This window comes from Glycomyces tritici, assembly GCF_030403505.1.
Genome location: NZ_JAUEMJ010000004.1, coordinates 151,880 through 173,893 on the forward strand (window position 1 = coordinate 151,880; position 22,014 = coordinate 173,893).

Genomic DNA, 22,014 nt, shown 5'->3' on the forward strand with positions numbered 1-22,014 from the left:
GCACACCATGACCACCGCAATTGCCACACCGGACTGGTTCGACAAGGAGCCCACGTTCGCCGACCTCGACGCGATTGAGATCGAGTGGCCCCGGATCGAGCGCGACCTGGCCGAGCTGGAACACGCGCTCACCGGTCCCTCGCCGGAGCGGTTCGTCGTCTTCGACGTTGACCGCGCCCTCGGCGACACCACCGCGCCCGGCTTCCCGACCTTCTCTCTCTCGTAAGGGGTGAGCACTGATGACGATGACTACCACGCGCAGCGCCTACCCGGCCCCGGTCCAGGACTTGGTGCCGCAGGCCCGGGCCCTGGCTGACGAACTGGGTTCGCTGCCCTCACGCAACCAGCTCAAGGCCCGCCTGCGCATCGGCGCACCCAAGGCGAACGCGGTCCTGGCCGAACTGGACGGCTACGTCCCGAACCCGCCCGAGACCGACGAGACCACCGCACCGGTTCCGGTCGAACCCGCCGCCGTCGCGGTCCTCGCCGGACCCGCCGAGACCGAAGTACCCGAGGCCGCGCCCGTGGCCGACGCGGCCGAGGTCGTGGCGGACCCGCAGGACGCGACCCTCGCAGACCCGGTTGCGCCCGTCGCTGAGGCGGACGCCGACACGGTTACCGAGACCGGTTCTGTCCCGGAGGCGAAGCCGCGCAAGCGGTTGGCGACCTGGCCCGTTCTGCTGCTCATGCTCCCGGCCACGGTCGCTATCTGGTCGGGCTGGGTGGGCCTGGGTCAGCTCGCCGGGTTCGGACCCGTGCACCCGCTCCCGGGCATCGCGGACGGGTTCGTGATCGACACGTCGATCACGCTCCCGATCGGCATGGAGACCTACTCCGCGTACGCCCTCTACGTCTGGCTGTCCGGCCGGGCCGGGGCCAAGGCCATCGCGTTCGCCCGCATCTCGGCACTCACGGCTCTGTCCATCGGCGCGGCCGGACAGATCGCCTACCACCTGATGTCGGCCGCGAACGTCCCTGCGGCGCACCCGATCATCACCGCCGCCGTCGCTTGCATCCCTGTCGCCGTCCTCGGCCTCGGCGCCGCCCTGGCGCACCTGGTCAAGGAAGACAACTAGCCAACTCCTCTGGTGGGGCCGGGTCAGCTGCTCGGCTCGGTCCCACCGCTACCGCTCCGAACTGGAAGGGAGCCAACGACAATGACTATTGAGAACTTCGACTGGCAGGCCCGCGAGGCCGAACTCAAGGCAAACAAGGCCGCACTCGAGATCGAGACGATCGAGCCTGACGAGGGCGACCGCGCCGACGCCGGCACGGTCCTCGTGGACGACCCGACTTTGCACGCGGCCTGGGATGCCCCGACCGATGACCGGCGCGCGCCGATCCTCCCGGCATGGGTCCTGTCGCGGTCCGGTCTGGCCGCCGAGCTGACCCGGTTGGCACGCCTGACGGCGTACCGGTGTGGCTACCACGGTGTGCGCGTACCGCTCTACGGCCTGCGCCTTGCGGGTTGGGCCCCGGTCGGTACGGCCCGTGCGATCGGTACGGTCTGGCGCTGGGCCTCCGACCAGGAAGGCCGACCGGCCAGGTCGGATGCGGTGGCCGGTCACGACTGGCAGGCCTACCAGTCGCTCGCCAAGCTCCGCGACCGCCGGGTGCGGTTCCGCGGCATGGTGACCGCAACCGCCGGGGCCGGTCTCGTCGGCGCGGGCCTGTACCTCGGCCTGGCCACGCCCGACCCGATCGCCTGGGGCGCGCTCGGTACGACCGTGGCCGGGCTCGGCCTGGCCGGGAAACCCGCCGACAAGCCGCTCGTCACCCGCGCCGTGGTCAAGGCAAAGCTGCGCCCGCTGACCTCGCCCATGGTCGAGAAAGCCTTGTCCCGCATCGGCATCGCTGCCCTGTCGGCCATGTTCAAGGGCGGGGAGAGCGTGCACTGGGTGGACCCGATCATCCGCGACGGGGCGGGTTGGCGGGCCGTCCTTGACCTGCCCGCCGGGACCACTGCCGTTGAGGTGATCGACCGGCGCGACAAGCTCGCCGCCGCCCTCGCCCGGCCCCTGGGCTGCGTGTGGCCCGAAGGCCAGTCCGACGCGCACCCGGGCCGCCTGGTCCTCTGGGTCGGGGACACCGACCTGGCCGATGCCAAGGCCGTCACCTGGCCGCTCGCGCGGTCGGGCACCGTCGACCTGTTCCAGCCGTTCCCGCTCGGCGTCGACCCGCGCGGCCAGGCGGTCACGGGTGAGCTGATGTTCACGAACTGGCTGGTCGGTTCGATCCCGGGCATGGGCAAGACGTTCCTGGTCAAGCTCCCGGTCCTGGCCGCTGGGCTCGACGCCCGCGCCGAGGTCCAGGTCTTCGAACTCAAGGGCACCGGTGACCTCGCCTTCGCCGAGCAGTACGCCACCCGCTACGCGTCCGGCGCCGACGACGACGAGATCGAGGCCGCGCTGATTGCGTTGCGGGACTTGCGGAACGAGTGCAAGAAGCGGGCCCGGATCATCAAGGACCTGCCCCGCGACATCTGCCCGGAGAACAAGGTCACGCCCGAACTGGCGTCCCGCAAGGTCCTCGGCCTGCACCCCCTCGTGGTCGCGATCGATGAGTGCCAGGAGCTGTTCAGCCACGCCGAGTTCGGGAAGGAGGCCGCCGAGCTGGCCGAGAAGATCGTCAAGCTCGGCCGCGCCCTCGGCGTCATCCTCATCCTCGCTACCCAACGGCCCGACAAGGACTCCCTGCCGACCGGTGTCTCGGCGAACGTGGGGACGCGGGCGTGCCTGCGGGTCATGGGCCAGGTCGAGAACGACATGATCCTCGGCACCTCGGCCTACAAGAACGGCATCCGCGCCACCATGTTCACCAAGCGCGACCGGGGCGTGTTCTACCTGGTCGGCGCCGCCGACGAGCCACTGATCGTCAAGGGCGCGTTCGTCGACGGGCCCAAGAGTGACGCCATCGCCGCCAGGGCCCGCGCGCTCCGCATCGAACGTGGCACGCTCACCGGCCACGCCGCCGGACAGGCCACCACGGTCGCCGTGGAGCCCGCGCACAACGTCTTGGACGACCTGCACGCCGTCTGGCCTGCAGGGGAGGCGAACGTCTGGAACTCGACCCTGGTCGGCCGCCTCGCCGAGCTGCGGCCCGATGTCTACGGGCTGTGGGCCGATCTGGAGGACACCGCCAAGACCGAGGCGCTGACCGCCGCCGTCAAGCCCTACGGCCTATCGACCAAGGGCGTGGGCCGCCGTGTCGGCGGCGAAGTCGTCAACCGGCGCGGCCTCGCCAAAACCGACCTCGACACGGCCCGCGAGGGCCGATCCGGGGGCCGATAAGGGCCGCTAACGCTAGCGGGCCCTGCGCTAACGATAGCGGGCCCGCTAGCGGACAACACATCACCTGATCAGGGCGTTAGCCGCTAGCGCCCCTCCCTGACCTCACCCAAAAACACGCTGAAAGGGGCTCCCGTGACCCTCCCGCTCGCCGCTATCGCCCTCGGCCTCGCCGCCGCCTACGCCTTCCGCCTATGGGCCTTCCCCTACGGCCGGTGCATCTGGTGCCGAGGCGACGGCATCCGAGGCGGCACCTACTGCCGCCGCTGCGACGGCTCCGGCCGCCGGGTGCGCCTCGGCCGCCGCATCCACGACCGCATCCGCCGCGAATACCGCAACGGCACCCGCTAACCCGTCCGCCACCGCAACCCGAAGGAGCACACCACCATGAGCCTGACCGAACCCGCTGGCTACCTGCCGAACGCGCTCATCGCCGACATCGACGGGACCGTGGCCCTCATGGGCGACCGCGATCCCTACGACGAGACGCGCGTCCTGGACGACCAGCCGAACGTCGAAGTCGTCCGCCTGGTCACCGTCCTGGCGATGAACGGCTACCGCATCGTGTTCGTCTCCGGTCGCACCGAGGCGTGCCGCGAGGACACCGAGACCTGGCTCCACCGCCAATTCCCGTTCTACTTCAGCGCCCTCCACATGCGCGCCATCGGCGACAAGCGCCGCGATGCCGAGGTCAAGACCGAGATCTACCGCGAGCGGATCGAACCGCACTTCAACGTCCGTTGGGTCTTCGACGACCGCAACCAGACCGTGGCCGCTTGGCGCGCGCTCGGCCTCACCTGCCTCCAAGTCGCCCCCGGCGACTTCTAAGCACCGCACCACCGGGGCCGCCGCACGGCGGCCCCGGCCCCTAGGAAGGACACCGAATGTCATGAAGCCCAAGAACCCGAACCACCAGGCAGAGCAAGCCGTTCTCGGCGCGGCCATGCTCGACGCCGCCACCGTGCCCGCCCTCGCCGCCCTGGTCGACGCCGGATCGTTCGACGAGCCCCGCCACGGCCTCATCTGGGACGCCATCGCCGCCCAACACGTCACAGGCGAGCCCACCGCCGCCACGGCCGTCGCGCTCCGGCTCGACGCCGAAGGCGATCTCAAGAAGATCGGCGGCGGCCCCTACCTGTACGACCTCGTGGCCGCCGCCCCGGCCGCCGCCTCCGGTGAGTACTACGCCGGCAAAGTCGCCGACGCCGCCAAGCGCCGCGCCATCAAGGTCGCCGCCGCGCAGATCAACCAGCTCGGCGACAAGACCGGCGAACCCGTCGCCGCCGTCCTCGCCCGCTCCCGCGCCTTCCTCGACAGCATCGAAGGAGCGGGCGAAGAATGGCCCGCCCCGGTGCCGCTGACCGAGGCCCGCGCGCTCCCGGTGTTCCCGGCCGCGTGCCTGCCCGACTGGCTGGGCGCGATGGTCGATGCCGTGGCCGAGGCCACCCAGACACCGACCGACCTCGCCGGTTCGATCGCCCTCGCCGCGCTGTCGACGGCCGCGCAGGGCCGGGTACACGTCCAAGCCGGGCCCGACTGGATCGAACCGTGCAACCTGTTCACCTGCTGCGCACTCCCCCCAGGCAACCGGAAATCGTCGGTGTTCGCGGCGATGGTCCGCCCGATCCTGGAAGCCGAGGCCGAACTAGCCGAGGCCGCCCGGCCCCGCATCATCGAAGCGATCACCGAAGCCGAGATCGCCAAGCGCGCCGCCGAGCAAGCCCTGGCCGTCGCGTCCAAGAACCCCGGTGACCCCGATGCGGCGAACGGGGCGAAGTCGGCCGCGATGGAAGCGGACGCCGTTCGTATCCCGTTGCAGCCGAAGCTGGTCGCCGACGACATCACGCCCGAGGCCGCCAAGTCCCTGCTCGCCGAGCAGGACGGGCGCCTGGCGATCCTGTCCGCTGAGGGCGGGATCTTCGCGACCATCGCGGGCCGCTACTCCGGCGTGCCGGACTTGGACGTGTTCCTCAAGGGCCACGCCGGGGACATGCTGCGCGTGATCCGCAAGTCGGCCCCGGCCGAGTACGTGGCCGCTCCCGCGCTGACGCTCGGCCTCGCCGTGCAGCCCGAGGTGTTGCGCGAGGCCGCGCGGATGCCCGGGTTCGAGGACCGGGGGCTGATGGCGCGGTTCCTGTTCACGCTCCCGACTTCCCGGGTGGGGTTCCGCAACCCGTCACCGGCCGCCGTCCCGGGCGCGGTGAAGGCCACCTACGGGCGCAAGGTCGCCGGGCTCGTCCACACCATGCACCACCGCTCTGAGGCAACGGTCCTGGAACTGACCGCCGAGGCGCGCGCGCGAGTGGTCGCCCTGGAGGCCGAACGGGAACCGCGCCTGGGCCCCGGTGGCGAGTGGGAGCCGATCCTGAACTGGGCCAACAAGTGGACCGGTGCCGTGGTCCGCATCGCGGGCCTGCTCCACATGGCCCGCTACCCCACCAGCGGCCATGCCGCGCCCGTCGAAGCCGACACGATCGACGCCGCCACGATCCTGGGCTACTACTTCGCCGACCACGCACTCGGCGTCCGGTCCTACATGGGCGTGGGCGCCGAAGTCGGCCCCGCGGCCGAACTGCTCGACTGGCTGACCCGCCACGGCAAGCCCGGCCTCAGCGTCCGAGACATGTACCGAGGCGTCCGAGGCCGCCGCTCCCTCGGCACGGCCGCCGCCGTCCGCGACGCCGCCTCCCGCCTGGTCGACCACGGATACCTCCGCGAGCGGCCCCGTGCCGCCCGCAAGGGCGGGCGTCCCGCCTCGCCCCGCTACGACCTCCACCCAGACATGGGAGTGGCCGGTGACCACGCCTAGCAGCAAGTCACCGGCCCAAGTCCTCCCGTCCGCCAAGAAGGAAGGAACCACCAGCATGACACCCACAACCGCCGCCGTCAACGCACACACCGGGCGGGCCGACCTCGACGTGGAGCCGTTCTACACCGTTAGGGAGAGCGGCGAGATCCTCAGGATCGGCCGCAGCAAGCTCTACGAGGAGATGGCCCAAGGCAGGCTCAAGGCCATCAAGGTCGGGCGCGCGACCCGCATCCCGGCCGAGTGGCTGAAGGACTACCGCGACCTGCTCATCGCCGAAGGCCTGGAGGCAGCACCGTGCCCGAATTGAACGAAAACCAGGAAGGCCGCAAGCGGGCCGAGAAGGGCGAGGGCACCGTCTACTGGGACGCCGCCAAGAACACGTTCTGCGCCGAGCTGTCCGTTGGACGCACCCGGACCGGCCGCCGGAAGCGTCTCAAGGCATATGGCAAGACCGAGGCTAAGGCGAAGAAGGCCCTCAGGGACAAGCTGAAGGACTTCAACGCCGGACTCGACACCTCGACCACCTACACGGTCGCAGACGCCGTCAACGACTGGCACAAGCGCGGCCAGAAGGCCGGAGAGGAGACCCGGAAGCGCGACCGCTACGTCATCGATGGACAGATCATCCCGGCAATCGGCGGCGTCAAGCTCAAAGAGCTGACCGCCGACGACGTTGACGACATGCTCATCCACTACTCAGCTACGCATGCGACCAGCACGCTCAAGAAGATCCACAGCGTCCTGAACCGAGCGATCAAGCACGCGCAGCGCCGCGACAAGGTCGGGCGCAACGTCGCCGCGCTCATCGAGGAGATCCCGGAGGGCAAGCCCGGCCGGCCGAGCAAGTCCATGAGCCCCGAGCAGGTCAAGGCAGTGTTCAAGGCCAGCAAGGGAACCTGGTTTCACGCCTACCTGGTGGTGTCGAACATGACTGGCATCCGCACCGAAGAAGTCCGGCCGCTGGAGTGGAAGCGGACGCACCTCAACCCAGTCAAGGGCGAGCGGTGTACCTGCGATCAGGTGCACACTGAGACGCTGCCACCACACGTCGAAGTGTGGCGCTCGGTCCGCGTGCATGGAGACACCAAGACCCAGAAGAGCAGGCGCACGATCGCCCTGCCGAAGATGGTTGTAGCGGCGCTCTTTGAGCACCGCGAGAGCGACCTCGCCTGGCGAGCAGAGCACGGCTACAGCACCAAGCCGCGCTACGTGTTCGGCACCCGCAACAACACGGTGAAGCTCGCCCGCAACGTCCGGCGGTTCTACCGGTCCGTTCTTACGAGCGCTGGGCTCAACCCGGACGAGTGGTGCCCGCGCGAGACGCGGCACACCTTCGTGTCGATCATGTCGGACCTCGGCGCGGACCTCGAAATGATCGCCGACCTGGTCGGGCACAAGGACACCCGTACCACGCGCCAGGTTTACCGCCACCAGCTCCGGCCAGTCATCACAAAGGGAGCCGAGATGATCGAAGCGGCTTTCAGCGACGAGTAGGTCTGAACGGATTGGGTGGGGTCGTACAAAAGCCGAGCGGGCCCCATCCGCTCCGTTTTAGACACTGACCGTTCGACGACTTCCCCGCGACTCGCAACGAGAGTATTACTCTCAGTAATCGATTGTGTCGTGCCCTCCTGCGAGGATCACGCCAACAGTTCAGAGCGATTGGAAGTTCAACCATGCCGAAGCCAAAGAGCGTCGAGACCTACCACGAAGGTGGGCAATGGAAGAACAAGGTCACCGGCAACACCAAGGCAAGCAACACGGCAGCGACGAAGAAAGACGCCGTATCCAAGGGCAAGGCGCAGGCGAAAGATCTCGGCGCGGAGCACGTGATCAAGAACAAGGACGGGAAGATCAGCCAGAAGAACTCCTACGGCAACGACCCGAACCCTCCTAAGGACAAGAAGTAGGAGCCAGCCCACGGGAACGCCAAAGGGGGCCTACGCGAACTCGCGTAGGCCCCCTTTTTGGCTCCATTGCCGCCTTGGCCAGCCATTCATCCCTCCCAGTTCGGAAGGAATTCGGGCTCTGACCTGGCTTGCAATTCTGTGCCCCCGGCAGGATTCGAACCTGCGACACCTGGTCCCGGAAACCAGTGCTCTATCCACTGAGCTACGGAGGCATGGCCTGACTGAACAGGCCGCCACGATGCTACCAGTCGGCGGGGGCGGGGTCGCAGGCGGTTTGGCCGGTGAGGATCACACCCGGGTGAGTGCGGCCGTTTCGCGGGAGGAATGTCGGACGGCGGGTCTAGGCTGACCCCGCGGAAACCTCCGAGCCTAGCTGACACGCTGGGGGTTCGGTGTTCAAAACACTGGATGACCGCAACATCTTGGGTCGACCCCGAGCACCGACCACTACATGTATGATTCTGCTCTGTCAGGTCGGTGCTGTCATCTCCCGTTCCCACTGCGTGGGGAGGGCGGCGCCGCCGCGCCGCCAGAGCGATCCGCAGCAGATCGCACCAGGACTCCGAGGGGATGCAGAGATGACCGGGCTCGCCACCACGCCATCCGCCACCACGACCGCACCGCAGCAGCGGGAACCCGAGCAGGGTCCCGCCGCCCGCATCGCCGAGCGCCTCCGCGCGCACGCCGCGGGACTGCCCTATGTGGACGCCGAGAAGGTCATCGCCCAGATCGAGGCGGGCCTGTGGCCCGGCGCGACCGTGCCGGCCCTGCGCGAGCGCGCCATCGAGATCACCTCGGCCACCGTCGCCTCCGAGCCCACCTACTCCAAGCTCGCGGCGCGGCTCCTCGCCGAGCACATCGCGGACGAGACCGCGGGCGAGGGCGTCACCTCGTTCACGACCTCCATCGCGGCCTCCAACGCGAACGGCCTGCTCGCGGACGACCTGGTGGCGTTCGTGAACGCGAACGCCGCGGCCCTGGACGCCGTGATCGACGAAACCGCGGACGACCGGTTCGAGTACTTCGGCCTGCGCACGGTCTACGACCGCTACCTGCTGCGCCACCCCGAGCACCGCACCGTGCTCGAGCGCCCCCAGTACTTCATGCTCCGCGTCGCATGCGGACTGAGCCAGTCGGTCGAGGAGGCCGCCGAACTCTACCGCCTGCTGTCGACGCTCTCGTACCTGCCGTCGTCGCCGACCCTCTTCAACTCGGGCACGCGCCGCGCGCAGCTCTCCTCCTGCTTCCTGCTGGACTCCCCGAAGGACGAGCTGGACTCGATCTACGAGCGGTACAGCCAGGTCGCACGGCTCTCCAAGTACGCCGGCGGCATCGGAATCGCCTGGTCGCGCGTGCGCTCGCGCGGCTCGCTGATCCGGGGCACGAACGGCCACTCGAACGGCATCGTGCCGTGGCTGCGCACCCTCGACTCCTCGGTCGCCGCGGTGAACCAGGGCGGGCGCCGCAAGGGCGCCGCCTGCGTCTACCTCGCCTCCTGGCACGCCGACATCGAGGAGTTCCTGGAGCTTCGCGACAACACCGGCGACAACGAGCGCCGCACCCACAACCTGAACCTCGCCAACTGGATCCCCGACGAGTTCATGCGCCGGGTCGAGGACGACGGCCAGTGGTCCCTGTTCGACCCCAAGGAGACCCCTGAACTGGTCGACCTGTGGGGCGACGACTTCGACCAGGCCTACCGGGCCGCCGAGGCCGCGGGCAAGGCCAAGAAGGCCGTCTCGGCCCGCGAACTGTACGGGCGCATGATGCGCACGCTGGCGCAGACCGGCAACGGCTGGATGACCTTCTCCGACACCGCGAACCGCACCTCGAACCAGACGGCGCGCAAAGAGAACGTCATCCACCTCTCGAACCTGTGCACCGAGATCCTCGAGGTCACCAACGACTCCGAGACGGCCGTGTGCAACCTCGGATCGGTGAACCTCTCCGAGCACACCACCGCCGAGGGCTTCGACTTCGAGCGGCTCGAGGAGACCGTGCGCACCGCGGTCAAGTTCCTCGACCGCACCATCGACCTCGGCTTCTACCCGACCGCGGAGGCCGAGAAGGCCAACCGCAAGTGGCGCCCGATCGGCCTGGGCTGCATGGGCCTGGCCGACGTGTTCTTCAAGCTGAAGCTCGCGTTCGACTCCGAGGAGGCGCTGGCGCTCTCGACCGCGATCGCCGAGCGCATCGCCATCGTGGCGTACGAGACCTCCGCGAAGCTCGCCGCCGAACTCGGCGCGCACCCGAACTTCGACGAGACCCGCGCCCACGACGGCGTGCTCCACATCGACCACTACGCGGACGCCCGGCTGACCCTGGGCGGGCGCTGGGACGCCGTGCGCGCCGAGATCGGCAAGCACGGCCTGCGCAACTCGCTGATGATCGCGATCGCGCCGACCGCGACGATCGCCTCGATCGCCGGCTGCGCCGAGTGCATCGAGCCCGTCGTCTCGAACGTCTTCAAGCGCGAGACCCTCTCGGGCGAGTTCCTGCAGGTCAACCGCCACCTGATCACCGAGCTCAAGGAGCGCGGGATCTGGAGCGAGAAGGTGCGCCAGGCGATCATCGTCGCCGAAGGCTCCGTGCAGGGCATCGCCGAGATCCCGGCGGACCTCCAGGAGCGGTACCGCACCGCCTGGGAGCTCCCGCAGCGCGCGCTCATCGACCTGGCCGCGGCCCGCACGCCGTTCATCGACCAGGCCCAGTCGCTCAACCTGTTCCAGGCCGCGCCGACCATCGGCAAGCTCTCCTCGATGTACCGGTACGCCTGGAAGTCGGGCCTGAAGACCACGTACTACCTGCGCAGCCGCCCGGCCACGCGCATCAACCAGACCACGGTCAGCGCGCCCGCCGCCGAGAGCGAGAAGCCGACCGAGCTCGAGGTCATCCCGGCCGACATCGCGTGCTCCCTGGAGAACCCGGAGAGCTGCGAGGCCTGCCAGTAAAGGGCCGACCGGCTCGCACGACCAGTCCGGGCGGGGCCTTCGGGTCCCGCCCGCACCACCCCCGCGCCACCACCCCCGCCCACCGCAAACGAGAGAGGACCCGCCGATGCTGCTCGACCCGGGCATGAACCTGACACTGCGACCGATGAAGTACCCGGACTTCTACGAGCAGTACAAGGACGCCATCAAGAACACCTGGCACGTGGAGGAGGTCGACCTCGCGTCCGACCTCACCGACCTGAACGCGTTCACGCCCCAGGAGCAGCACCTCATCCACCGCCTCGTGGCGTTCTTCGCCACCGGCGACACGATCGTCGCGAACAACCTGGTGCTCAACCTCTACCAGCACATCAACTCCCCCGAGGGGCGCCTGTACCTGTCGCGCCAGCTCTTCGAGGAGGCCGTGCACGTCCAGTTCTACCTGACGCTGCTCGACACCTACCTGCCCGACCCGGAGGAGCGCACGAAGGCGTTCGACGCGGTCAACAACATCCCCTCGATCAAGCGCAAGGCCGACTTCTGCTTCAAGTGGATCGACTCGGCCTTCGACATGCAGGAGCTCAAGACCGCCGAGGACCGCCGCACGTTCCTGCTCAACCTCATCTGCTTCGCCGCGTGCATCGAGGGCCTGTTCTTCTACGGCGCCTTCGCGTACGTGTACTGGCTGCGCAGCCGCGGCCTGCTCGACGGGCTCGCCACCGGCACGAACTGGGTCTTCCGCGACGAGTCCTGCCACATGAACTTCGCGTTCAGCGTGGTCGACCAGGTCCGCCAGGAGGAGCCCGAGCTGTTCGACGACCAGATGCACCGCGAGGTCGTCGCGATGATGGAGGAGGCCGTCGAGGCCGAGCTCCAGTTCGCCGAGGACCTCATCGGCGACGGCATGCCCGGCATGACCGTCAAGGACATGAAGTCGTACCTGGAGTACGCCGCCGACCAGCGCCTCGTGCGCCTCGGCATGCCGAAGCGGTGGGGTTCGGAGAACCCGTTCCCGTTCATGGCGCTCCAGGACGTGCAAGAGCTGACGAACTTCTTCGAACGCCGAGCGACCGCCTACCAAGTGGCCGTGGAAGGCAAGGTCGACCTCGACGAGGAGTTCTGATCTGGAGCCGCGCACACGGCGAAGCTTGCGAGCCGTGAATGTGTCCAGTCCCCATGCGCGGCGAAGGGCCCGGTACCTCGCGGTACCGGGCCCTTTTTTTCGCGGCCGGTGCTAGCCGGCGTCGCGGACGAACGTGGTGCCCGTGGCCTCGGCGCCGTCCTTCAACTGGGCGACGCACTGGAACGTGCCGTCGCCGGAGACGTAGACGTCCGTGGTCCAGTCGAGGGAGTCGCCGCCGATGAGCTGCGAGAGCGGCCCGCCATCGGCCTGCGCGTCGACGCAGGCGGCGGCCACGGTGGCGTCGGCGCGGGCCCCGTCGGCGTCGGTGACGCCCTCGGGGAGCTGCCCGGTCGCGTACGCCTCCCACCGGTGGGCGGCGTCGCAGTCGGTGGCGGCGAACGCCTCGTCGAAGCACGCGGCCTCCGAGACGCAGCCGACCCCTTCGGTCTCGAGCGTGCACGAGCTGACGTAGTCGCCCGCGTTGGACTGCGCCGCGAGGTCGGGGGTCTCCTCCCCGCCGAAGAGCTTGATGCCGCCGAAGATGAGGAGCGCGAGGATGACCAGGGCGCCCGCGCCCATGCCGACGATGCGGCCGACGCTGGAGTCGTTGTCGCCCTCCTTGAGGCGGCGCTCGCGGCGGGTGAGGCCGGTCTCGTTGCGCGGCACGGGAACCGGCAGGCGCGCGTCGTGGTCGTCGCGGCTTCCGCCGGAGGCGAAGGACTTCCACGCGGTGGTCTCGTTGCCGAAGTCGTCCTCCATGGGGCCCGCGGGAGGGTTGACCGGCGGGCTCGCGGGGCGCGTGTTCAGGTCCGGGACGACCGGGGACGTGAACGGCTCCTCGAGGACGGGCGCGGCCGCGCGCGCCGCCTGCGGTTCGGGGACCCGGCCGCGGCGCTTGCCCGGGGCGAGCCGCAGCGTCGTGGGCGCGTCCGGGAACGCGCTCGGGTCGAGCTGGGCGTAGCCGGGAGGCGAGGCCGAGCGGATCTCGTCCCTCGGCGGGGACGAGTACGCGCCGAAGACACCGACGCCCTGGGGCGCGGGGGAGCTCGGCGGCGGGTCGTCGGTGACGCGGGAGAACACCCCGGTGGAGGCCTCGGGGATGCTCGCGAGGAACTCGCGGAACTCGACCGCGGTCGGGCGCCCGCCGGGGTTGTTGATCAGGGCCGTGCGCAGCATCTCGAGCAGCAGCGGCGATATACCGGGGATCGCCGGGATCGGCTGATCGAACAGGGCCGCCACGTCGTTGATGTCGAGCACCCCGTCGGCGGGGAAGCGCGGCGGCATGCCGGAGAGCATCGTGTAGAGGGTCGCGGCGAGCGAGTAGACGTCGGCACTCGGGCCGACCTCGCGCATCTGGAAGACCTCCAGGGGCGCGTACGCGGGCGTGGCCATGGTCGAGACGGGCTCGCCCGGGCGGGGCGCGGCGATGAGGCTCGAGAGGCCGAAGTCGCCGAGCACGGCGTGGCCGTGGTGGTCGACGAGGAGGTTCGCGGGCTTGACGTCGCGGTGGACGATGCCGGCCTCGTGGGCGGCGGCGAGGGCGTCCGCGATGCGGATGCCGATCTCGATGGTCCGGTGCGGCGGGATCGTCGTGTGCCGGTCGAGGAGGTCGGCCACGGTGCCGCGGCACCGCTCCATGACGACGTACGGGTTCGCCTGGTGGGTGAGGCCGGCGGAGAGCATCTTGACCACGCACGGGTGGTCGGAGAGGCGCCCGGCGGTCTGGACCTCGCGGCGGAAGCGCTCGCGGGCGTCGTCGTCGGTGAGCGGCCGGGCCTCGACCTTGACGGCGACTTCGGAGCCGTCGTCGTACCGGGTGGCGCTGTAGACGATCGAGAAGGCGCCGCGGTCGATCTCGCGGAAGCCGGTGAGGCGCTCGATGCCTTGGAAGAGGGCTTCCGGGTCGGCTTCGGGGCGCTGACCTGGGGGTGAGACGGGGGTGGACGGGGCGAGGTGGGGATCGGTTGGAGCACCGTAGGACGAGATGGTGTCCACTGTGATACAGCCTCCGTTCTCGGCGACGCACACGGGTGCGAACCGTGCTGGCATCGTGCCTGGTGCAGGTCGGTGGGCCGATCAGATGATCGGCACATGGGGTTGTTCCGGACCTCAGGTCGCGGCACTCGGGCCTGGGGGAACCGAGTCATGGGACCTTTGACGCATAACGTTACGGCAACGCGCCCACGATTCTGTATACCCCTGGACGAAGAGCCAGCGATAACTGGCCGAACGGTTGATATGTCGCTTCCACTGCGGAAGAGCCGTGTGACTCATAGTGAATGCATCCCCCGTGTAGCGCGCGGGAGGACGGGCGGTCCGACTGGAACGGGCCCCGTGCCGCAAGGCCTCGGCCCGCAAGGGCCGCCCGTCCACCCGCTGCGTCTCCCCCACTCCGCGTCAAGCATGGCAGCACCCACGTCGCCTCCGGCGTACAGGGTGTGCGTCCTTACAGGAGACGATGCCCTCAGGTGGCGGTGCCCTCGACGGGCGGCAAACGCGAGCCGGCGGCGCTCAGGCGACAGCGCCTGAGAGCCGTTGCGGCCCGTGCGTTCAGGAGACCTTCGCGGCCTCGAGGTACTGCTCGGCCCAGGCGGTCGACGCCGGGTCCTCGCCGAAGGACTTCAAGGTCGTCTGCGCCCACTCGCGGGCCGCCTCGACCTGGCCGTCCTCGTCGAGGAGGCGGGCGTAGCGGGCCACGATCGCCCGGCGCGCCCGGCCCAGTGCGGGCTCGTCGTGATGCGCCGCCAGGGGTTCGAGCATGGCGAGGGCCCCGGCGCGGTCGCCCTTGGCGGCGCGCACGTCGGCCAGGAGCGCGGTGTTGGCCGCGCGGCCGGGCTCGAGCACGTCGTCGGTGACGAGCGCCAGCGCCTCCTCGGCGGCGGCCTCGGCGGTCGCCGCGTCCCCGAGTTCGAGGGCGCACTGGCCTCTGAGGTTGTGCGCCAAGGAGATCAGGAGCGGGTGGCCGGTCTTCGCGCCGTACTCCTCCGCGCCCTGGGCGAGGTCGAGGGCGTGGTCGAGCGCGCCGATCGAGCGGGCCGCGAGGGCCCGCACGTACTTGGCGAAGCCGCGGCCCCAGTCGTCGTCGATGCGCTCGAAGTCGCGGAACGACTTGCGGGCGGCCGCATCGGCGCCTTCGGGGTGGCCGAGCGAGACCTGGGCGGCGGCGCCGATGGCGCGCAGGAGCCCGACGGCGAACACGTCGCCCGAGCGCTCGCCGATCGGCATGAACACATCGGACAGTCGCTTCGCCTCGGTGAAGCGCCCGGCCATGAGGAGCGCGAACGCGGACACGCCGCGCACCCACGCCCGGCCGACCAGGTCCATCTGGCGCGCAAAGGCTTTCGCCGCTTCGCGGAGCACGTCGTCGGCGCCGTCGAAGTCGCCGCGGGCCACGAGGACCCATGCGCGGTGCTGCAGGGCCCAGGCCAGGCGCTTGTCGTCGCCGACGCCGAACGCGGTGTCGTAGGCGTCGAGGAAGCGGGCCTCGGCTTCGTTCAGGTGTCCCGCGAGGAAGTCGAGGAGGCCGATGCGGCACTGCGCGTCGCAGCGCGGCCCGGCGAGCCCTTCGCGGCGTGAGAGTGCAAGGGCCGCGGTCCAAGCGGTGCGGGCGTCCTGGAGTTCGCCCTTGTACCGGTGCAGCCGGCCGCGGAGCAGCAGCAGCTGCGCCACGAGTTCGGCCTCGTCCTCGGCGAAGTCGTCGCCGAAGAGCCGCACGGACGGGTGCTCCTCGTGGTCGCCCTGCTCGTGCTCGTCGGCGGGGACGATGAGTCCGATGTCGATGGCGAGGCCCTCGATCTCGGACTCGGCCTCTTCGCTGCGGCCCAGGCGGGTGAGGGCCCGGCCGCGCAGGAGGCGGTCGTCGAAGGACAGGGGCGCGAGGCGCTCCACGCCGTTGAGGAGCGCGACGGCGCGCTCGGGCTCGGAGGCGTCCATGGCGCGGGCCGCCTGCTTGCGGACGGCCTCGACGGCGAGCGGGAGGACGTTCCAGACCTCGTCGAGCGCTTCGATCTCGACCTCTTTGGCGAGGGTCACGGCCTGCTCGGCGTGGTAGACCACGAGGTCGTCGGCGCTCTGGCCCTCGAGTTCGGTGTCGGCGGCCCAGCGGGCGATCTCGGCGTGCGCGTGCGCGGCGTCGGCCTTGCCGATGGGCGCGTAGGCGGCCTGGCGCAGCAGCGGGGTGACGAAGCGGTAGCCGCCGTAGGAGCGGCGGCGCAGCATGCGGCGGTCGAGCAGCTCCTGGAGCGCGGCCTCGAACTCGCCGGGGACCTCCTTCTCCAGCAGCTGCGCGGCCTCGGGGGGCACGGCGTCGCCGAAGATCGAGGCGGCGCGCAGCAGCGCGCGGGCCGCAGGCGTCAGCGCGTCGATGCGGGCGCCGAGGACCTGCGCGAGGTCGCGGGAGAGCACGCGGCCGGTGAGCGACCCGGCGGCGAGGCGCCAGTGGTCGCCGTCGCCCGACAGCAGGCCCTGCTCGGTGAGGAGCGTGACCAGCTCGGCGAGGTAGTACGGGTTGCCTTGCGCGAAGCCCAGGAGGCGGTCCTCGTCGGGCTTGGGCATGCGCCCGCCGCCGAGGAACTCCCGGAGCAGGCGGGCCGCGTCGGCGCCGGCGAGCGGCGGCAGCGGGTGCACTTCGGCTTCGGAGATCCGGGTGAGGACACCTGAAGACCGGGTCAGTTCCGGGCGCCCGTAGAGCAGCACGAGCACGGGCCCGTGGATCTTCGCGAGCGCGACGCCGAGGGCGTCGATACCGGCCGCCGAGGCGGTGTGCAGGTCGTCGATGTTGAGGACGAGCGGGCCCTGGGTGGCCATGTGCGTGATGAGCTCGGCGACGGCCTCGGGGATCGTGTACGCGTCGGACTGCTGCCCGGTGAACCCGCCGACGCGGTCGGCCGCGCCGGGGCGGCCGTGGCCGAGCAGGCCGAGCAGCAGCGTGATGTTGAGGCGGCACTCGCCGTGGTCGGCGTGCCCGTCCGCGATGCGCCGGAGCTTCGCCTCGGCGGTCGCGCGGTCGTCGTCGAACCGCATGCCGGCGGCCTTGCGGACCAGGTCGGCGAGGGGTCCGAAGCGGCGGCCCTCGCCGTACGGGGCGACCCGCACGGTCAGGACGCGGGCGCCGCGCTCGGTGGCGACCGTGCGCACTTCGCGGGCGAAGCGGGTCTTGCCCATGCCGGCTTCGGCGGTGTGGATGAGCACCAGGGGCTCGCCGCGGTCGATGACCGCTTCGAGCCTGCCGTTGACGCGCCCGATCTCGGCGTCGCGGCCGATGAACGGCGCGGTGTCGCCGAGGCTGGCGCGCGTCCCGGGCTCGTCTTCGAGGCCCAGGAGCTGGTAGACGTCCACCGGTTCGCGCTTGCCCTTGAGCCGCACGGGGGTGAGGCGGCGCCAGGCGGCGGCGTGCTTGGTGGAGCGCATCGTCTCCTCGCCGGCCCAGATGGTGCCGACGGAGGCGATCGCGCAGATGCGGGAAGCGGTGTTCACCGTGTCGCCGATGACCGTGTACTCGAGGTTCGCCTGCATGCCGGCGACGACGAGACCGGAGCGCAGCCCAATGCGAAGTCCGATGGGAAGACCACCACCGGACTCGGCTTTGAGGAGACGACGCACCCGTTTCTGCATGGCCTGAGCGGCACGAACCGCACGCTCGGCATCGTCCTCGTGCGACAGCGGCGCGCCGAAGACGGCCATGAGGCCGTCGCCCATGAGCTTGTCCACATGCCCGCCGAACTCGTTGACGGCGGAGACGCACTCCGCGAGCAGCCGGTCGGTGACGGACGAGACCCGTTCGGGGTCGAGGCTCTCGGACCAGGTCGTGAAGTCGGAGAGGTCGGCGAACAGCACCGTGACGTACCGGCGCTCTGTCTGCGGAGCGGTCGCCTCAGGGGAGAGGGGCGCACCGCAGTTGTGGCAGTAGCGCGCGCCGGGCACGGTGGGCACGGAGCAGAATGGGCAGGTCACAGCAGCACCAACGCCGTGGGCAGGGTGTGTTGTTCCCCACTCCTTGTGGGAATGGGGTGGTTCTTGCGCTTCACGCTCGCAAGGATACGTGGCCTACCTGACAGATACCTGTGTGCAGGAGCACAAATGTCCGTGAAGCGGGCAGGCCGGTCAGCCAAAAGGCTGAACCCGTCGGGCCCGAACCGGACGCCCCAGCAGAACCCGCCGATCCCGCCCATTCCGATGAAACTCTCTGACACGAGCCGAACCCCTCAAGGCTCCAACCCCGAAAACCCGAAACGGTCCGCATTGAACGCGCCGAGGCCCGGTCCGCTTTCACGGACCGGGCCTCGATGGGCTTGGTGCTGCTACGCGGTGACCAGGCTGGCCTTCTGGAACTCCTTGACCGTGGTGTAACCGGTCTTGGCCATGGCGCGGCGCAGGCCTCCGAAGAGGTTCTGGCTGCCGTCCGAGGAGTTCGAGGGCCCGTAGAGGATGGCCTCCAGGTCGGGGACCTCGACGTCGCCGGAGTCGCCCGGGCGGAAGCGGCCGCGCGGGAGCTTCGGGTGCGAGGCGGCGGAGTGCCACCAGGCGCCGGCGGCCGGGGACTCGGCCGCGTCCGCGAGGATCGAGCCGAGCATGACCGAGTCGGCACCGCACGCGATGGCCTTGGCGATGGCGCCCGAGTTGGTCATCTCGCCGTCCGCGATCAGGTGCACGTAGCGCCCGCCGGTCTCGTCGAGGTAGTCGCGGCGAGCCGCCGCGGCCTCCACGATCGCCGAGGCCATCGGGACGTCGATGCCCAGGACCGTGTCCGTGGTGGACCAGTCGTCCGAGCCGACGCCGACGATGACGCCGGCCGCGCCGGTGCGCATCAGGTGCATCGCCGTCTTGTAGTTGGTGGCCCCGCCCACGACGACCGGGACGTCCAGGTCCGCGATGAACTGCTTCAGGTTCAGGACGTCGCCGCCCGAGGAGACGTGCTCCGCGGAGACGATGGTGCCCTGGATGACCAGCAGGTCCACCCCGGCCTCGACCGCGAGCGGCGCGAGTTCGGCGGTGTGCTGCGGGCTGAAGCGGATGGCGGTGGTGATGCCGCCCGCGCGCAGTTCGCCGATGCGCTCGGCGATGAGCTCGGGCTTGACCGGCTCGGCGTAGATCTCCTGGAGCCGCTCGATGGCGTTCTCGGCCGGCGTGTCCGCCAGTTCCTTCAGCAGCGAGTTGGGGTCGACGTAGCGGCACCACAGCCCTTCGCCGTTGAGCACGCCGAGGCCGCCGAGGCGGCCCATCTCGATCACGGACGTCGGGCTCATCGTCGCGTCGGACGGGTGCCCCACGGCCGGGATCTCGAACCGGTAGGCGTCGAGCTGCCATTCGGTGGAGACGTCGTCGATGTCCCGGGTACGCCGGGTCGGCACGAGCGCCACTTCGGACAGCCGCCAGCCCCGCGCCACGATCTTGCCGGGGCCGATCTCGACCAATTCCCGCACAGTCACTCCTCCTACAGGGCCCGACTACCGCGTGTGGTAGTTGGGTGCTTCAACAGTCATCTGGATGTCGTGCGGGTGGCTCTCCTTGAGGCCCGCAGCGGTGATCCGGACCAGCCGTCCACGCTCATGCATCCCCTCGATCGTACCGGCCCCCGTGTAGCCCATGGCACTGCGCAGTCCGCCGACCAGCTGGTAGACCACCTGTGCGAGGGTCCCGCGATAGGGAACCTGGCCCTCGACGCCTTCGGGGACGAGCTTCTCGTTGGAGTCGACGCCGCCCTGGAAGTACCGGTCCTTCGAGTACGACCTGGCCTCGCCGCGCGACTGCATCGCGCCCAGCGAGCCCATGCCGCGGTAGGACTTGAACTGCTTGCCGTTCATGTAGATCAGCTCGCCGGGGCTCTCGGCGCAGCCGGCGAACAGCTGCCCCATCATGACCGAGGACGCGCCGGCGACGATGGCCTTGGCGATGTCGCCGGAGTACTGGATGCCGCCGTCGGCGATGACCGGGACGCCGCGCTGGCGGGCGACGCGGACGGTGTCCATGATCGCCGAGATCTGCGGCGCGCCCACGCCCGCGACCACGCGGGTGGTGCAGATCGCGCCGGGGCCGACGCCGATCTTGATGCCGTCGGCGCCCGCGTCGATCATGGCGGTCGCGGCCTCGGCCGTGACGATGTTGCCGCCGATGATGTCGACCTTGTCGCCGAAGTCCTTGGAGACGCGCGAGATCATGTCGAGCACGCCGCGGGAGTGGCCGTGCGCGGAGTCGACGGAGAGCACGTCGATCCCGGCTTCGACGAGCTGGCCGGCGCGCGCGTACTGGTCGTCGCCGACGCCGATGGCGCCGCCGACGCGCAGGCGCCCGACGTCGTCCTTGGAGGCGTTCGGGAACTCCTCGCGCTTGGAGAAGTCCTTGACGGTGATGAGGCCGCGCAGATGGCCCTCGGCGTCGACGATCGGGAGCTTCTCGATCTTGTTGGCCTTGAGCAGCGCCAGGGCCTCTTCACTGGAGACGCCCTCGGGGGCGGTCACCAGGTTGCGGGAGGTCATGACGGAGGCCACCGTGACGGACATGTCGCTCTCGAAGCGCATGTCGCGGTTGGTGACGATGCCGATGAGCTTGCCGCCCTCGTCGGTGACGGGGAGGCCGGAGATGCGGTAGCGGCCGCAGAGCTTGTCGACCTGCTCGAGCGTGTCGTGCGGCGAGCACGTGACCGGGTCGGCGACCATGCCCGACTCGGAGCGCTTGACGAGGTCGACCTGCTGGGCCTGCTCTTCGGCGGACATGTTGCGGTGCAGGATGCCCATGCCGCCGAGGCGGGCCATGGCGATGGCCATGCGGGCCTCGGTGACGGTGTCCATCGCGGCCGTCAGCAGCGGCACCGAGATGCGGACGTTGCGGGTGAGCTGGGAGGAGGTGTCGACCTCGGACGGGATCACGTCGGATTCGCCGGGCAGGAGCAGTACGTCGTCGAAGGTCAGGCCGAGTGGAATGGCACTGGCCGCGCCCATCGGCACCGTGGTGCCCCCGACCCGCTCACCGGCGGCACCCTCGTGCCCCTGAATTCCGAAATCCCCTGAGAACGCCATGGGTCAATCGTAGAGCCGTAACCTGCGTCGCTCCGAAGCGCACACGTCCCCTTGAGGTGTGATTCGCAGCGGAAACACCGCCGATTGAGGGGATGACCGGACGGGCCCGGGAAGAGCGGCGCATTTGTGAGCGGGACGAAGCCTCGCTCACCCGCCCCCTTGACCGGGCCCGTTTCGGCTTTAACCGGTTTTGTCCTAGAAGAGGTCGCTGACTTCCTCAGAGGCGGCTTCGAACGTGTCGGACTCCGACACGGCCTCCCACGCGTCGCCCGCGCCGTCGCTGACGTCCTCCCAGACCTCCGTGGCGTCGATGTCGGTCACGGCGTCGGCGACGCCGTCCACCACGTCGTCGAAGATCTCTTCTACGTTCTCGCCGAAGCCGTCCATGGCCGTCTCCTCAGTGTTAGCGGGTTGACTTGCGGCCCATGCTAACGAGCCCGGGGCCCGATGTCAGCACACGGAGCCGAGGCTGGCACGCATCCGGGAGTCACACCATGCGCACCGCGGCCTCCTGGCAAGGTCGTTGCCAAGGGTTAGGCTGGTAGACGTGTATGAGGAGCCACGCGACCCGTTCGCCGACGATCCCGACCACGCGGAGGCGCTCGCCCCGTTCGAACCCGAACTGGACGACGACGACCGCGCGGACCTCCTCGAAGACCTCCACGAACTGGAGTTGTTCGAGAAGGTCCTGCATCCGCAGGGCTACCGGGGGGTCGTGGTCGACTGCGCCGACTGCGACGAGCCGCACTACTTCACCTGGGGCCTGCTCATGGCGAACCTGCGCGGCCTCCTGGAGGCCAACTGCGCGCAGGTCCACGAACCCGCCTTCGACCCCGATCCGGCGCATTACGTGACCTGGGACTACGCCCGCGGGTTCTCGGACTGCTGGCTCATGACGCACGGCGAGGACGCCGCCTAGCGCCCCTACCGGGCCGATTCGG

Annotated in this window: 17 protein-coding genes and 1 tRNA gene; 12 read left to right on the top strand and 6 right to left on the bottom strand. The window is 69.9% G+C overall.

Annotation, left to right across the window (positions count from 1 at the left end):
* Positions 1-7: 7 nt before the first annotated feature.
* The 9 genes from QWI33_RS14740 to QWI33_RS14780 all read left to right on the top strand — a co-directional run bounded on the left by QWI33_RS14740 (position 8) and on the right by QWI33_RS14780 (position 8,006).
* Complete coding sequence (locus QWI33_RS14740) at positions 8-226, top strand: hypothetical protein (protein WP_289957909.1); 219 nt, start codon at positions 8-10, stop codon at positions 224-226.
* Positions 227-239: 13 nt separating this feature from the next.
* On the top strand, positions 240-1,076 hold the full coding sequence (locus tag QWI33_RS14745) for a hypothetical protein (RefSeq protein WP_289957910.1): 837 nt from the start codon (positions 240-242) through the stop codon (positions 1,074-1,076).
* An 81-nt stretch (positions 1,077-1,157) separates the two neighbouring features.
* A complete protein-coding gene (locus QWI33_RS14750) occupies positions 1,158-3,290 on the top strand; it encodes an FtsK/SpoIIIE domain-containing protein (protein ID WP_289957911.1) in 2,133 nt (710 codons plus the stop codon).
* A gap of 132 nt (positions 3,291-3,422) precedes the next feature.
* On the top strand, positions 3,423-3,638 hold the full coding sequence (locus QWI33_RS14755) for a hypothetical protein (protein WP_289957912.1): 216 nt from the start codon (positions 3,423-3,425) through the stop codon (positions 3,636-3,638).
* A gap of 36 nt (positions 3,639-3,674) precedes the next feature.
* The gene (locus tag QWI33_RS14760; protein ID WP_289957913.1) at positions 3,675-4,115 is read left to right on the top strand and encodes a phosphatase domain-containing protein; all 441 of its coding nucleotides are present in this window, start codon (positions 3,675-3,677) and stop codon (positions 4,113-4,115) included.
* Between the two features lie 61 nt (positions 4,116-4,176).
* Positions 4,177-6,096: a DUF3987 domain-containing protein gene (locus tag QWI33_RS14765; protein ID WP_289957914.1), complete on the top strand. Its 1,920-nt coding sequence runs from the start codon at positions 4,177-4,179 to the stop codon at positions 6,094-6,096.
* A 55-nt stretch (positions 6,097-6,151) separates the two neighbouring features.
* Positions 6,152-6,403: a helix-turn-helix domain-containing protein gene (locus QWI33_RS14770; protein WP_289957915.1), complete on the top strand. Its 252-nt coding sequence runs from the start codon at positions 6,152-6,154 to the stop codon at positions 6,401-6,403.
* Positions 6,391-7,590: a site-specific integrase gene (locus QWI33_RS14775; protein WP_289957916.1), complete on the top strand. Its 1,200-nt coding sequence runs from the start codon at positions 6,391-6,393 to the stop codon at positions 7,588-7,590. The genes QWI33_RS14770 and QWI33_RS14775 overlap by 13 nt, the downstream gene beginning before the upstream one ends.
* Positions 7,591-7,772: 182 nt before the next feature.
* Positions 7,773-8,006, top strand: coding sequence for a DUF2188 domain-containing protein (locus tag QWI33_RS14780; protein WP_289957917.1), 234 nt, complete (start codon positions 7,773-7,775; stop codon positions 8,004-8,006).
* A gap of 139 nt (positions 8,007-8,145) precedes the next feature.
* On the opposite strand, the gene QWI33_RS14785 is transcribed toward QWI33_RS14780, so the two are convergent.
* Positions 8,146-8,218 (bottom strand) — tRNA-Arg (locus tag QWI33_RS14785).
* 366 nt (positions 8,219-8,584) lie between these two features.
* Here QWI33_RS14785 and QWI33_RS14790 point away from each other — a divergent pair.
* Both QWI33_RS14790 and QWI33_RS14795 read left to right on the top strand, forming a co-directional pair.
* A complete protein-coding gene (locus QWI33_RS14790) occupies positions 8,585-10,957 on the top strand; it encodes a ribonucleoside-diphosphate reductase subunit alpha (RefSeq protein WP_289957918.1) in 2,373 nt (790 codons plus the stop codon).
* Positions 10,958-11,063: 106 nt separating this feature from the next.
* Positions 11,064-12,059: a ribonucleotide-diphosphate reductase subunit beta gene (locus QWI33_RS14795; RefSeq protein ID WP_289957919.1), complete on the top strand. Its 996-nt coding sequence runs from the start codon at positions 11,064-11,066 to the stop codon at positions 12,057-12,059.
* 111 nt (positions 12,060-12,170) lie between these two features.
* On the opposite strand, the gene QWI33_RS14800 is transcribed toward QWI33_RS14795, so the two are convergent.
* The 5 genes from QWI33_RS14800 to QWI33_RS14820 all read right to left on the bottom strand — a co-directional run bounded on the left by QWI33_RS14800 (position 12,171) and on the right by QWI33_RS14820 (position 21,460).
* On the bottom strand, positions 12,171-14,054 hold the full coding sequence (locus QWI33_RS14800) for a serine/threonine-protein kinase (protein WP_289957920.1): 1,884 nt from the start codon (positions 14,052-14,054) through the stop codon (positions 12,171-12,173).
* 555 nt (positions 14,055-14,609) lie between these two features.
* Positions 14,610-18,011 carry an adenylate/guanylate cyclase domain-containing protein gene (locus tag QWI33_RS14805; protein WP_435367584.1) on the bottom strand — a complete coding sequence of 1,134 codons (3,402 nt, stop codon included), beginning with the start codon at positions 18,009-18,011 and terminating at the stop codon, positions 14,610-14,612.
* Between the two features lie 347 nt (positions 18,012-18,358).
* On the bottom strand, positions 18,359-19,480 hold the full coding sequence (locus QWI33_RS14810; RefSeq protein ID WP_289957922.1) for a GuaB3 family IMP dehydrogenase-related protein: 1,122 nt from the start codon (positions 19,478-19,480) through the stop codon (positions 18,359-18,361).
* A gap of 24 nt (positions 19,481-19,504) precedes the next feature.
* Complete coding sequence (gene guaB / locus QWI33_RS14815) at positions 19,505-20,995, bottom strand: IMP dehydrogenase (protein ID WP_353895486.1); 1,491 nt, start codon at positions 20,993-20,995, stop codon at positions 19,505-19,507.
* Between the two features lie 273 nt (positions 20,996-21,268).
* Entirely contained in the window at positions 21,269-21,460 is a 192-nt protein-coding gene (locus QWI33_RS14820; protein ID WP_289957924.1) for a hypothetical protein, read from the bottom strand.
* Between the two features lie 160 nt (positions 21,461-21,620).
* Here QWI33_RS14820 and QWI33_RS14825 point away from each other — a divergent pair, with 160 nt between their 5' ends.
* A complete protein-coding gene (locus QWI33_RS14825) occupies positions 21,621-21,992 on the top strand; it encodes a DUF5319 family protein (RefSeq protein ID WP_270116089.1) in 372 nt (123 codons plus the stop codon).
* Positions 21,993-22,014: the final 22 nt, after the last annotated feature.

Coding starts and splice junctions, on each gene's coding strand:
- QWI33_RS14740 (WP_289957909.1), top strand. CDS start 8: ATGACCACCGCAATTGCCACACCGGACTGGTTCGACAAGGAGCCCACG.
- QWI33_RS14745 (WP_289957910.1), top strand. CDS start 240: ATGACGATGACTACCACGCGCAGCGCCTACCCGGCCCCGGTCCAGGAC.
- QWI33_RS14750 (WP_289957911.1), top strand. CDS start 1,158: ATGACTATTGAGAACTTCGACTGGCAGGCCCGCGAGGCCGAACTCAAG.
- QWI33_RS14760 (WP_289957913.1), top strand. CDS start 3,675: ATGAGCCTGACCGAACCCGCTGGCTACCTGCCGAACGCGCTCATCGCC.
- QWI33_RS14765 (WP_289957914.1), top strand. CDS start 4,177: ATGAAGCCCAAGAACCCGAACCACCAGGCAGAGCAAGCCGTTCTCGGC.
- QWI33_RS14770 (WP_289957915.1), top strand. CDS start 6,152: ATGACACCCACAACCGCCGCCGTCAACGCACACACCGGGCGGGCCGAC.
- QWI33_RS14780 (WP_289957917.1), top strand. CDS start 7,773: ATGCCGAAGCCAAAGAGCGTCGAGACCTACCACGAAGGTGGGCAATGG.
- QWI33_RS14790 (WP_289957918.1), top strand. CDS start 8,585: ATGACCGGGCTCGCCACCACGCCATCCGCCACCACGACCGCACCGCAG.
- QWI33_RS14795 (WP_289957919.1), top strand. CDS start 11,064: ATGCTGCTCGACCCGGGCATGAACCTGACACTGCGACCGATGAAGTAC.
- guaB (WP_353895486.1), bottom strand. CDS start 20,995: ATGGGCGCGGCCAGTGCCATTCCACTCGGCCTGACCTTCGACGACGTA.
- QWI33_RS14820 (WP_289957924.1), bottom strand. CDS start 21,460: ATGGACGGCTTCGGCGAGAACGTAGAAGAGATCTTCGACGACGTGGTG.